Origin of the sequence: Pseudomonas antarctica (assembly GCF_900624995.1) — a bacterium.
GTDB lineage: Bacteria > Pseudomonadota > Gammaproteobacteria > Pseudomonadales > Pseudomonadaceae > Aquipseudomonas > Aquipseudomonas antarctica.
The window spans coordinates 38,019-49,783 of sequence record NZ_UYXQ01000019.1; the positions used below are offsets into that span (position 1 = coordinate 38,019).

Here is an 11,765-nt window from a genome sequence, read left to right on the forward strand (position 1 = left end):
GGCAAAAAAAATCGCAGCCCTGGGGCTGCGATTTTTCCTATCAACGGCTAATCAGAATCCGACACTCGCCTGTACGAAGAACGTACGTGGCTCACCCAAGTACAACCCGGAATTGTTGTCGCTGGAGCGCGTGTAGTGCTGTTGGTCGAAGACGTTTTTCACGCCCACACCCAGTTTCAAATTTGACAGTTGCGCCCCAAAGTCATAACCGCTGCGCACGTTGACCGAAACATAGCCGGGAATATCGCCGTACTGGCCATCAGCGGTGCCTTGAGTGATGTAGGTGGTGCCGGTGCCTGGCGCACGTTGACCGGATTGGGCATAGACATCCAGGTTATGGGTCCAGTGGTTGATGTCATAACGCAAGCCAGCCGTCGCCACTTCACGGGAGTAAAGCGGCAGGTCGCGGCCCTTGAACGGCACATCGCCTTCTGAAGTAGCCTTGGTGTAGGTGAAACCGGCGCTGGCGGTCAGACCTTCAAGGCGCGGGTCGAGGTTTGACAGGTCATAGTGGCCCGAGGCTTCGATGCCCTGGTGCTTGGTAGCGCCCAAGTTGGTCCAGCCCACGTCGTTACTGACATATTGCAACTCATCCGAGAAGTCGATGTAGAACAACGTCACTTCGCCGCCCCACACGCTGTCGTTGTAGCGTGTGCCGATCTCGTAGGTCTTGGCCTTTTCCGGGTTCAGGCCGTTGGCCGTCTGGTCGCCGTTGCCGCCCTGGCCAAGTTGGAAGTACTGCAGGCTGCCAAACGATGTTTCGTAGTTGGCGAACAGTTTCCAGGCATCGGAGACGTGGTACATCACGCTCAGGGCCGGCAGCGGCTCGTTGTTGTTGATCTCGCGGCGTTTCTCCTGGGTACGGGTGCCGTTCAGGGCCACAACCGGGCGGTCGTGCCATTTGGTGCGAATGTCTTCAAAGCGAATGCCTGGTGTGACGGTCCACTTGCCGATATCAATCTTGTTATCGATATAAAACGCGTTGGCCTCAGTGCCACCGGTACGGTCCTGGTAGACATGACCGTCGCTCTGGCCGCCCGGCGTCGGCACATTGTTGACCAGGTTCAGGCTGGTGGCCTGCTCATGCATGCCTTCTTTGAGGTAGCGATAACCGAGGCTGACCTCCTGGGTGCTCGGGCCCACGTCAAACACATGGGAAACCCGTGGCTCGATGCCGAAGGTGTAGTAAGTGCGCGGGTACGAACTGAGGGTTTTCAGGTCACGGTTAGCAATGTTGCTGCCGCGAAAACTGTCGGAATAATAGGTCAGCACTTCAGCCTGGGTACGGTCGTCAATCTGGCGGATGTATTTGAAGGACACGTCCTTGCGGCGGCCGCTGAAGTTGTCCCAGTCACGTACTGATTGGTACGGGTTGGCACTGAACTGCTTCTGAGTCAGGCCGCCGGGCATATCGGCGCTGGCGTCGTAGTAGTGGACGCTCAGCGAGAAGTCGTCTTGATCGGTCGGCGCCCAGTGGGTCTTGAAGATGACGTCATCAATGTCGTTGGCGTTGTTGCTGTTGCGATAACCGTCGCCTTTCACACCGGAATACAACAGCGCCGCACCGATTCCATTATCCGCTGTGCCGCCGATGAATGCGTTTTCAAGGTGTTTCCAACCCCCGTGAGCCGAGGTCTGCAGTGTAGTGCCGACCTCTGTGGAGAATTTCTCGGGGATGGCGCGGGTCACAAAATTGATCACGCCGCCGACGTTCTGTGGCCCATAACGCACAGAACCGGCGCCGCGCACCACGTCAATGCTATCCAGGTTACCGGCGGAAATCGGCGACATCGACAATTGTGGCTGGCCATACGGCGCGAACGCCGCAGGCACACCGTCGATCAGTACGGTGGAGCGTGGCGACAGGCGTGAAGTCAGGCCGCGGACGCCCACGCTCAGAGAAATATCACTGCCTCCGGTGCCGTTGGATTCCTGCACCTGCACGCCAGGAACGCGGCGCAACACGTCGCCCACGTTCATCGCGCCCTGCTCCACCATCGTTTCGCGGCGAATCACCGTTCGCGCGCCGGGGTGGTTCTGCACAACGGCGGCATTGGCATCGCCCAGCCAGTCGCCGACCACCTTGATATCGGTGACACCCAGCTCCAGCGGCGAGCCCGCTTCACCGGTGCCGTTACTTCGCGGGCGCAGCGTCACGGAACCGGCGTCGATCTGGTAATCCAGCCCGCTGCCTTGCAGCAACTGGCGTAGCGCTTGTTCGGGCGAGAGGTTGCCGTCCACTGCGGGCGCGTGCTTGCCGGCGACCATGTCCGGGTTAAAGAACACCTGCAGGGACGTCTGCTGACCCAGTTGACTCAACGCTGCGCCCAAAGGCTGGGCGCGGATATGAATACCGTCGTCAGCATAGGCTGCCGGCAGCGCGGCACTGACAGCAAGCGCTAGCGCCAAGGGCGCCCAGCGGGAGGTTTTATTGTGGGAGACGGTCAGTTTTTTCACGTCGAAACTTTTCACGTCGAACCTAGTCCTGTAATCGCAAGAGTGTGCGGCTGTTAATGCAAACCAGTTGCAGTTGCAGAAGAAGACGAAGAGCTCGAGAAAAACCTGAATTTCAGCGTGAAATAATTTCCTGGCTGCCGTCCGGCAAGGTGCGTAACGCGACCGGCAGGATATGCGGCAAGGCTTTGAGCAAGGCGTCGGTGTCGTTGGATTTGAACACGCTGGTCAAGCGCAGATTGCTCACCGCCGCGCTACTGACCCGCAACGGTTGCTCGCGGTAGCGCGACACTTCCCGGGCAACCTCACCGAGGCTGGCGTTGTTGAACACCAGCTTGCCGGTGCGCCAGGCCGTCAACTCATCGGTATTCACCGCAAACGCGGCGGCGACTTTCCCCAAGGCATCGACTTGCGTACCCCGGCCCGCCGTCAGCGTGACGATCTGGTCCGACGCACGCCCTTGCACTTTGACCGTGCCAGCTTCGACCACCACGCGGGTCTGGTCGTCATCACGGCGTACATCAAAGCGCGTGCCGGTGACCGTCACCTGCCCCGCCCCGGCGGCTACGACAAAGGGTCGACGGGTGTCATGCTCGACACTGAACATCGCCTCGCCCTGCTCGAGGTCCACGCTGCGTCGGCCTTTTTCATAACGCACAGCAACGACGCTGCGGCTGTTGAGGTCCATCACCGAACCGTCGGGCAACGCCACCTGGCGATGCTCACCCAGGCGCGTGCTGAACTCGGCGCGGTAGGGTTTTGGATGACCAAGCCCACTGAACAAACCCAGCCCCAAGGCACTCGCCACCACACTCGCGGCGACCGCGTAGCGCAAAATGGCCCCACGCTTGGGACGCTCGACCGGCGCATCACACAACGCCTGCAATCGCGCGTTGGGCAGCAAGTCAGTGGCGCTCCACAAGCCTTGCAACACGTCGAATTCGTATTGGTGCTCAGGCCGTTCTGCGCGCCATGCATCGAAACGCTGGCGTTCTTCAATGCTCAAGTCGCCATCTTGCAAGCGTACAAACCAATGCGCGGCTTCGTCACGAGCACGGCTATCGATCATGGAAGATCCTGTTTCATCAAAGCGGGTCATGGGGCCATCGTATCCAGGCGGTCACGCAGATGCCGCAAGGTGCGGATCATATACTTTTCCACCATGTTTTTAGACAGGCCCAGGCGTACGGCGATTTCCTGCTGGGTCAGGCCTTCTATTTTCTGCCAGATAAATATTTTGCGACAGTTGAGCGGCAGCTCGGCCAAGGCCCGTTCGATGGAGTCCGCCAACTGGATCGCGTGCATGAAATGCTCCGGGTCGCCGCTGTGGGGCGAACGCTGATCAAAGGCTTCCAGCGCCAGCGCCTCACGCCGGTCTTCACGGCGATAGGCATCAACGGCAATGTTGCGTGCCGTTTGGTGCAGATAGGCACGCGGTTGCTCGACCTCACTCGAACGCGACTCAAGCACTCGCACGAAGGTGTCGTGGGCCAGGTCTTCGGCCTGCTGACGGTTTCTCAGGCGGCGTCTCCAGGTTCCGATCAACTCTTCGTAATGCTCGAAAAAGCCTGTTCTGCGGGGCGGCTGAGGGATCATCGCGTGAGCACTGGGGAGGCGGGCCGTGAATAGTAATGCTTCCTATTAAGTGGGGCAATTGCTTCCCGTCGTCCTGTGACCGTTGCAGGTTTGCTTGAACACGAGGCCGACAGCCTCGCGTTTGAATTCAGCCGTAAAGGAGCGCCGTTGTTTGGTCAGCTGACACCTCGATCTGGCGAGCACGCTCGCCTAAAAGCGTGTCCGGTTTCATCAGCGCCCTACACTTCATCAGCATGATGAGTATGGGCGAGTAACGAATCGGGTATCCCATCACGCATCAATCCGCCCTCTTCTATCCAGGTTTGGGTCGACTGATAAGCACGTTGCAGCAGTTTATCTGTCTGGTTGAAATCAAACACAGAAGCGTCTAGTGGGCACAGCGGCGGCACTACATGGATAGCTGCACGCGCCTTGTACAATTGGATGTCACGCACCAGTTGACGCATGCTCATCAGGTTAAGTGTGTGCAACGCTAACGCCACGAGCCCGCTCGGTGGGCACAGGCAAGCACAACCGAACCCGGTGGGCAGAACCAGAACACGCGTTGCCCCCAATGTAACTGCACTAGCAATCGGCGTGTTACTGGTGACACCGCCATCGACCAAGAACTTTTCTCCAACTCGCACATTGGGAAACACTAACGGAATCGCAGCACTGGCGAGCAAAGCCTGTTCAGCATTACCACTGGACAGAAGCTCTTCGGCACCGCTGAGTAGATTGGTGGTGACAATATGCAGGGGTAGTTCAGTCTCTTCGATCAATTCGACCGGCAAAGATCTGCGCACTAAACGATGCAGCGCCGAAGCACTCAGCAGATGACCGCGACGATTCAGAATGCCTTTGAAGGTGTCGAGTGCCGAGAACGGAAACACATCCGACTTACGTAAGCTGCGCCAGAAATCCGCAAGCTCGCCCACACCCTTAGCATTCGGTCTGGCTGCGAAGTAGGCACCGTTGATGGCTCCGACCGAAGCGCCAACCACCAGGTCGAATGAAACCTCAGCCTCAACGAGCGCCTGTAACATTCCAACCTGAACCGCACCAAGGCTCCCACCACCGGCAAGTACAAGAGCAGTTTTTACAGTTGGCATAAACGTACCCTCACCGATAACGCCCTCCTGACGTTACAAGCCTAGCTCGCTGAGGACCTGGCTACGAGAATGTTTTTGACTCGACGTAAACACCTCGGTGCTGCTTCGAGCCCACACCTCATCGTGTTCGGTTTTTGCATCAAGGCGTTGATTTACCGGGGTCATGGCAAGGTTTTCGCACGGAGGCTACCTGCCTGAGAGAAATAGTGGACGTACGGTACGCGTCGCCCACCTCGAAGGAAGGCATTGTGTTTTGAGTTAGCGTCTACACTCGATCAAAAGGTTATGACGTTATTCCTACTTGGAGTCTCCTCCAATGCAAGCCGCACCTGAAACAACCCGTGCTGCTCCTGTGGCCCCACAAAGCAGTCATCCAGCCTGGTTGAGATTGGCCCATTGGCTGAACGCCTTGGCGGTGTTGGTAATGGTCACCAGCGGATGGCGTATATACAACGCCTCTCCCCTTTATGAGTTTAACTTCCCCACGTCGATTACCTTGGGCGGTTGGCTGGGGGGCGCGTTGCAATGGCATTTCGCAGCCATGTGGATGTTGGTCGTTGTCAGCCTTTTCTACGTGCTTTTCAATCTTTTCAGCGGCCGTTTGTCGCGACGTTTTTTTCCTGTATCACCCAAAGGCTTTGTTCATGACCTGTGGTCTGCACTGCGTGGGCGGTTGGGGCATGACGATATAAGCCATTACAACCACGTGCAGCGTGTGGCGTATCTGTTTGTGATGCTCGACATTACGGTCCTGGTGATTTCCGGGTTGGTTTTGTGGAAGTCAGTTCAGTTTCCGCTACTACGTGAACTGCTGGGCGGCTACGACAGCGCTCGGCACGTGCACTTCATTGCGATGTCTCTGTTGGTGGCTTTCATCGCAGTGCATTTGGTGATGGTCGCACTGGTTCCAAAGACGTTATTGGCCATGATTGTCGGCCATAAGGAGCGCGCATGAGGAAGCGTGAGCAAAGCCCAGAGCTGGATGAGTCGTCGATTTTGAAGGATGCGCGCAAAATTATTTCGCTCCAGGTCGAAGATCGCTCACGACGTGCCTTCCTGCTGCGTGGCTTGACCTTGGGCGGTGTCGCCATGCTGTCCGGCTGCAATATCACCGATAACGATCACGTCGAAACGGCTCTGTCCTCCATGTCGCGCTTCAATGACAGGGTGCAGGGCTGGCTGTTCAACCCTAATGCCATGGCCCCCACTTATCCAGAGTCGATGATTACACGGCCATTTCCCTTCAATGCCTTCTATGGCATCGACGAAGCGCCTACCGTCGATGAAGACACCTACCGATTGGAAGTCACCGGCAGGGTCGCCGACACGCATAGCTGGAAGCTTGAGGAACTGCGTGCCATGGCCCAGACCGATCAAATCACCCGGCACATCTGTGTCGAGGGCTGGAGCGCCATCGGCCGCTGGGGAGGCATCCGCTTCAGTGATTTCCTCAAGTGCGTTGGCGCCGACACCGACGCAAAGTACGTCGGCTTCAAATGTGCCGACGATTACTACACCAGCATCGATATGGCCACGGCACTGCATGCGCAAACGCTACTGACGCTGACCTACGACGGTGCCGTACTGCCGCGTGAATATGGCTTCCCAATGAAGCTGCGCATGCCCACAAAGCTTGGTTATAAGAACCCAAAACACATACAAGCAATTTTCGTCACTAATACCTATCCGGGTGGTTACTGGGAAGACCAGGGCTACAACTGGTTCGGTGGTAGCTGACGCCTATGGCAACCCCATTGCGCAGCCCGGGCTGCGCCTATTCGCAACCTGAGTCTCAAGGAGCTTCACGATGAAAAGGTTAACTTCTGCAATCCTAGGTATTTGCTTGGCCGCAGGCGTCGCCGTTGTACACGCCGACGATACGATGAGCCACGACACCATGAAAAAAGATGCTATGACCAAAGACACAATGCAAAAGGACACGATGAAAAAGGATGAAATGCATAAAGACTCCATGGGTAAGGACACAATGAAAAAAGACACCATGGGCAAAGACACGATGAAGAAAGATTCCATGTCCAATGACGGCATGAAAAAAGACGACATGAAAAAGAATGACATGTCTCAATAAAGCAGTGCATCACAGGAAAATAATACTGCGTTTGGAAAACCCGCCTCGGCGGGTTTTCTCATCGCCCAGCGCCTACTTGTGCACGAGAGCCCGGCGATCAGAAAGGCTTTCGATTAAGGCCTCAAGCCACGGCCTGCGCGGCGATTGAGCAGTGGTAGGTGGTTCTCGCATCAACAGGCCTTGAGTCTAGCGAAAAGCGCGCGGGCGAAAACGATTGAAATAGACAGGCATCGTCGCATTTGAGACAACCGATGAACTTCCACTACGCGCCGCCAGTCAGCTGAAAAGACTCTGATAAAACGGTGGGTGGGCAATGCAGATTTCGTTGCAGCAACAAGTGGCCCTGGTCACCGGCGCCAGTTCCGGCATTGGTGCAGGCGCCGCCAAGGCGTTGGCCGAGGCCGGTGCGGCGGTGGTGCTCAATTACAACTCGCAGGCGGCGCCGGCCGAAGCCCTCGCCGCGCAGATCAACGCCAACGGCGGCCGGGCGATTGCCGTCGGCGGTGATGTGTCCAAAGAAGCCGACGTAGAACACCTGTTCGCCCAAACCCTCGATGCCTTTGGCCACCTGGATATTCTGGTGGCCAACTCCGGCCTGCAAAAAGACGCCAACCTGGTCGACATGACACTCGACGACTGGAACACGGTGATCGGCGTCAACCTCACCGGCCAGTTCCTGTGTGCCCGCGCCGCCGTGCGAATTTTCAATCGCCAAGGCGTGCGCGATGGCGTGTCGCGTGCGGCCGGCAAAATCATTCACATGAGCTCGGTGCATCAGATCATTCCCTGGGCCGGGCATGTGAATTACGCGGCCTCTAAGGGCGGCGTCGAGATGCTGATGCGCACCCTGGCCCAAGAAGTCAGCGAGCAGCGTATCCGCATCAATGGCATTGCGCCGGGGGCCATTGGTACAGCGATCAACCGTGCAGCCACCGAAGGCGCAGCAGAAAAAGAGCTGTTGAAGCTGATTCCCTACGGCCGGGTCGGCGACGTCGAGGACGTGGCCAACGCGGTGGTCTGGCTGGCCAGCGACGCGTCTGACTACGTGGTGGGCAGCACCCTGTTTATTGACGGCGGCATGAGCCTTTATCCGGAGTTTCGTGGCAATGGTTGATTTCAAGAACGAACCCCAAAGCGCCATCGATGCCCATGGGATCATCGGCGATATGCGCAGCGCAGCCTTGGTGAATGACCGCGGCAGCATCGACTTTTTCTGCTGGCCGGAATTCGACAGCCCGTCGATCTTCTGCTCGCTGCTCGACACGCCCGAGGCCGGTGCTTTCCAACTCACACCCGACCTGGAAAACGCCCGCCGTGAACAAATCTATCTGCCCGATACCAACGTGCTGCAAACCCGTTGGCTAAGCGATGAGGCGGTGGTCGAAATCACCGACCTGCTGGTCATCAGTGAAGAGATCGATGATTTGCCGCTGCTGATTCGTCGCGTGCGGGTGGTCAGCGGCACAGCGACGATTCACCTGCGTTGCGCCGTGCGCCACGACTATGCGCGCACGCCGACCCAAGCCAGCATTGAAGACGGCATGGTCTATTTCGCCGCCGACGGCCAACCCGGCCTGCGCCTGGCGAGCAGCCACGCCATGCAGATCGAAGCTGACGCCGCCGTGGCCAGCTTCACCCTAGCCCAGGAAGAAGGTGCGGAGTTCGTCCTCGGTGCTCAAGATGATCCTCGCGTCAACAGCGGCTGTACTGACGTTGCGCTGGCACGCACATTGAAGTTCTGGCGCGGCTGGATCGCGCAGTCGAATTACCGCGGGCGCTGGCGCGAAATGGTCAACCGCTCGGCCTTGGCGCTGAAGCTTTTGACCTCACGCAAACACGGCGCAATCATCGCCGCCGCGACCTTCGGCCTGCCGGAAACACCAGGCGGCGAGCGTAACTGGGATTACCGCTACACCTGGATCCGCGACGCCTCGTTCACTGTCTATGCGTTCATGCGCCTGGGCTTCATCGAAGAAGCCAACGCTTACATGCGCTGGCTCAAAGGCCGCGTCAGCGACTGCTGCGGCCAGCCGACCAAAATCAATATCCTCTACGGCATTGACGGCCGCCAGGAACTGCCGGAGGCCGAACTTGATCACCTCAGCGGCCATGGCGGTGCCAAACCCGTGCGCATCGGCAATGAAGCGTTTGACCAGATCCAACTGGATATCTACGGCGAGCTGATGGACGCAGTGTATTTGGTCAACAAATACGGCGAAGCCATCTCCCACGAAGGCTGGAAGCACACGGTGGAAGTGACTGACCAAGTCTGCGAGATCTGGAACAGCAAGGACGTGGGCATCTGGGAAATGCGTGGTGAGGAGCATCACTTCCTGCATTCACGCCTGATGTGCTGGGTGGCGTTGGACCGCGCCATTCGCCTGGCCTCCAAACGCTCGCTGCCCGCGCCGTTCGCGCGCTGGGACCGCACGCGTCAGGCGATCTACGCGGATATCTGGAGCAACTTTTGGAATGAAGAACGCGGGCACTTCGTGCAGCATATCGGCAGCACCGCACTGGATGGCTCGATGCTGCTGATGCCGCTGGTGCGCTTCGTCGCAGCCACTGACCCACGCTGGCTGTCGACACTCGAAGCCATCCAGAAAAGCCTGGTGCGCGACGGCATGGTCTACCGCTACCGCAACGACGACAGCCAGATCGACGGCCTGCAAGGCACCGAAGGCGCGTTTGCCGCTTGTTCGTTCTGGTACGTTGAATGCCTGGCACGCGCCGGCCAAGTGGAGAAAGCCCACCTGGAATTCGAACAACTGCTGCGCTACGCCAACCCGCTGGGGTTGTACGCCGAAGAGTTCGACAACCAAGCGCATCACTTGGGCAACACGCCCCAGGCGTTGAGCCATCTGGCGTTGATCAGCGCGGCGACCTTCCTGGACCGCAAGCTCAGCGGGGAGAAAACCACCTGGCAACCCTGAGGTGGTCTTGTGCACAATGGGCAGCCCCTCGACCGCCATCAGGAACCCCATGCGCCAGGTACTGCTGATCATCGACGTGCAACCCTGCTTCACCCCGCCCGCGGGGCTGGTCGACGGCATCAACGCCCTGCTCGGGCGCCTGCCGTCGGTGACCACCGTGGAACACCACGACGAAAACGTCACGCTCTCCGCCCGCCAACGGGGCCGGCAACCCAACCCAGGCACACGCTGGGCCCTTGAACAGGATGGCCAACTGATCGGCAGCTGCGGCCTGTTCAAATGGAATCGCGGCTGGAACAGCTGTGCCCTGTCCTGTGAACTGGCAGCCCCGGCCCGTGGCCAAGGTTTGATGAGCGAAGCGTTACGGGCGATGCTCGCCTGGGGGTTCGCGCACATGCACTTGCATCGCGTGGAAGCCATGGTGCATCCGCACAACGCAGCGTCACAGGCGTTGCTGGAACGTTTGGGTTTCAAAGCCGAGGGAACCTTGCGAGAGGCAGGATTCTGGAATGGCCAGCGGCATGACCTGGTAGTGTTGGGGTTGTTGGCACGGGAGTGGCTAGACAAGTAAGGCCCTTGTTTTCAAATTCTCCCTATCCCGTCACAGCGTTCGACTAGCGTTTAAGCACTTTTGGCCAGCCTCGAGGAATCCATCATGCCCCCTGTCGCCCCACTGCTGTATGTGCGCACGAGCATGCTCAATGTGGCCTATGAAGCCCACGGCCGCGAAGACGGTGCACCGGTGATCCTGCTGCACGGCTTCCCCTACGACCCGCGCGGCTATGATGAGATCGCGCCGGCCCTGGCCGAGCGCGGCTGCCGGGTGTTGGTGCCATACCTGCGGGGCTATGGCCCGACGCGGTTTATCGACGATCAAGTGATGCGCTCCGGCCAACAGGCGGCGTTGGCCAAGGACCTGCTGGATTTCATGGATGCGCTTTGCATTCCGCAAGCCACGCTCGCCGGTTACGACTGGGGCGGTCGCGCCGCGTGTATCGTTGCCGCGTTATGGCCGCAGCGGGTGTGCGGGTTGGTGACCGGGGATGGCTACAACATCCAGGACATTGCCAAGTCGCTCAAGCCGCCTGCGCCGCAGACGGAGCATCGGTTGTGGTATCAGTTCTACTTTCACACCCAGCGGGGTGTGGATGGCCTGACTGCCAATCGCCGCGAGTTCTGTGAGTTGCTCTGGCGGCTGTGGTCGCCGACCTGGGCCGAGGGGCCTGGACTGTATGGCCGCACCGCGCCATCGTTTGATAACCCGGACTTCGTCGAGGTGGTGATTCACTCCTATCGCCACCGCTTCATGTACGCGCCGGGCGACCCGGGCTTGGAAGCTATCGAGCAGGCGCTGGCGCCGCAACCGCCGATTTCAGTGCCGACGATTTCGCTGTGCGGCGCCGATGATGGCGTAGGCCCGGCCTCGGCGGTGGATGACGATCTGGAGCACTTCAGCGGTTTTTATCGGCGCGAAGTCTTGGCAGGTGTGGGTCACAACATTCCTCAGGAAGCGCCGCAGGCGACCCTCAAGGCGATTTGTGCGTTGCTGGATCGAGCGTGACGTCAGCGGGCAGCCTCGGCCGTCAGAAACACACCCTGTCA

General features: G+C 58.8%; 11 protein-coding genes. 7 read left to right on the forward strand and 4 right to left on the reverse strand.

The window, feature by feature from the left end; genetic code table 11:
* Positions 1-51: 51 nt before the first annotated feature.
* The 4 genes from E0F99_RS13525 to E0F99_RS13540 all read right to left on the reverse strand — a co-directional run bounded on the left by E0F99_RS13525 (position 52) and on the right by E0F99_RS13540 (position 5,141).
* Entirely contained in the window at positions 52-2,457 is a 2,406-nt protein-coding gene (locus E0F99_RS13525; protein ID WP_083360470.1) for a TonB-dependent siderophore receptor, read from the reverse strand.
* A 112-nt stretch (positions 2,458-2,569) separates the two neighbouring features.
* Entirely contained in the window at positions 2,570-3,523 is a 954-nt protein-coding gene (locus tag E0F99_RS13530) for a FecR family protein (RefSeq protein WP_083359215.1), read from the reverse strand.
* A gap of 26 nt (positions 3,524-3,549) precedes the next feature.
* Complete coding sequence (locus tag E0F99_RS13535; RefSeq protein ID WP_083359216.1) at positions 3,550-4,050, reverse strand: sigma-70 family RNA polymerase sigma factor; 501 nt, start codon at positions 4,048-4,050, stop codon at positions 3,550-3,552.
* Positions 4,051-4,268: 218 nt separating this feature from the next.
* On the reverse strand, positions 4,269-5,141 hold the full coding sequence (locus E0F99_RS13540; RefSeq protein WP_083359217.1) for a patatin-like phospholipase family protein: 873 nt from the start codon (positions 5,139-5,141) through the stop codon (positions 4,269-4,271).
* A gap of 316 nt (positions 5,142-5,457) precedes the next feature.
* Here E0F99_RS13540 and E0F99_RS13545 point away from each other — a divergent pair, with 316 nt between their 5' ends.
* The 7 genes from E0F99_RS13545 to E0F99_RS13575 all read left to right on the forward strand — a co-directional run bounded on the left by E0F99_RS13545 (position 5,458) and on the right by E0F99_RS13575 (position 11,724).
* Positions 5,458-6,096: a cytochrome b/b6 domain-containing protein gene (locus E0F99_RS13545; protein ID WP_083359218.1), complete on the forward strand. Its 639-nt coding sequence runs from the start codon at positions 5,458-5,460 to the stop codon at positions 6,094-6,096.
* Positions 6,093-6,878: a molybdopterin-dependent oxidoreductase gene (locus tag E0F99_RS13550; RefSeq protein WP_083359219.1), complete on the forward strand. Its 786-nt coding sequence runs from the start codon at positions 6,093-6,095 to the stop codon at positions 6,876-6,878. The genes E0F99_RS13545 and E0F99_RS13550 overlap by 4 nt, the downstream gene beginning before the upstream one ends.
* 70 nt (positions 6,879-6,948) lie before the next feature.
* Entirely contained in the window at positions 6,949-7,230 is a 282-nt protein-coding gene (locus E0F99_RS13555; RefSeq protein WP_083359220.1) for a pentapeptide MXKDX repeat protein, read from the forward strand.
* 313 nt (positions 7,231-7,543) lie between these two features.
* A complete protein-coding gene (locus E0F99_RS13560) occupies positions 7,544-8,344 on the forward strand; it encodes a glucose 1-dehydrogenase (RefSeq protein WP_083359221.1) in 801 nt (266 codons plus the stop codon).
* Positions 8,337-10,163 carry a glycoside hydrolase family 15 protein gene (locus E0F99_RS13565; RefSeq protein WP_083359222.1) on the forward strand — a complete coding sequence of 609 codons (1,827 nt, stop codon included), beginning with the start codon at positions 8,337-8,339 and terminating at the stop codon, positions 10,161-10,163. The genes E0F99_RS13560 and E0F99_RS13565 overlap by 8 nt, the downstream gene beginning before the upstream one ends.
* A 49-nt stretch (positions 10,164-10,212) precedes the next feature.
* Positions 10,213-10,734 carry a GNAT family N-acetyltransferase gene (locus E0F99_RS13570; RefSeq protein WP_083359223.1) on the forward strand — a complete coding sequence of 174 codons (522 nt, stop codon included), beginning with the start codon at positions 10,213-10,215 and terminating at the stop codon, positions 10,732-10,734.
* Positions 10,735-10,818: 84 nt separating this feature from the next.
* On the forward strand, positions 10,819-11,724 hold the full coding sequence (locus E0F99_RS13575; RefSeq protein WP_083359224.1) for an alpha/beta fold hydrolase: 906 nt from the start codon (positions 10,819-10,821) through the stop codon (positions 11,722-11,724).
* Positions 11,725-11,765: the final 41 nt, after the last annotated feature.

Bases quoted from the DNA above. Each gene is read 5' to 3' on its own strand.
- E0F99_RS13575 (WP_083359224.1), top strand. From the start codon at position 10,819: ATGCCCCCTGTCGCCCCACTGCTGTATGTGCGCACGAGCATGCTCAAT.
- E0F99_RS13550 (WP_083359219.1), top strand. From the start codon at position 6,093: ATGAGGAAGCGTGAGCAAAGCCCAGAGCTGGATGAGTCGTCGATTTTG.
- E0F99_RS13540 (WP_083359217.1), bottom strand. From the start codon at position 5,141: ATGCCAACTGTAAAAACTGCTCTTGTACTTGCCGGTGGTGGGAGCCTT.
- E0F99_RS13555 (WP_083359220.1), top strand. From the start codon at position 6,949: ATGAAAAGGTTAACTTCTGCAATCCTAGGTATTTGCTTGGCCGCAGGC.
- E0F99_RS13570 (WP_083359223.1), top strand. From the start codon at position 10,213: ATGCGCCAGGTACTGCTGATCATCGACGTGCAACCCTGCTTCACCCCG.
- E0F99_RS13545 (WP_083359218.1), top strand. From the start codon at position 5,458: ATGCAAGCCGCACCTGAAACAACCCGTGCTGCTCCTGTGGCCCCACAA.
- E0F99_RS13565 (WP_083359222.1), top strand. From the start codon at position 8,337: ATGGTTGATTTCAAGAACGAACCCCAAAGCGCCATCGATGCCCATGGG.
- E0F99_RS13530 (WP_083359215.1), bottom strand. From the start codon at position 3,523: ATGATCGATAGCCGTGCTCGTGACGAAGCCGCGCATTGGTTTGTACGC.
- E0F99_RS13535 (WP_083359216.1), bottom strand. From the start codon at position 4,050: ATGATCCCTCAGCCGCCCCGCAGAACAGGCTTTTTCGAGCATTACGAA.
- E0F99_RS13560 (WP_083359221.1), top strand. From the start codon at position 7,544: ATGCAGATTTCGTTGCAGCAACAAGTGGCCCTGGTCACCGGCGCCAGT.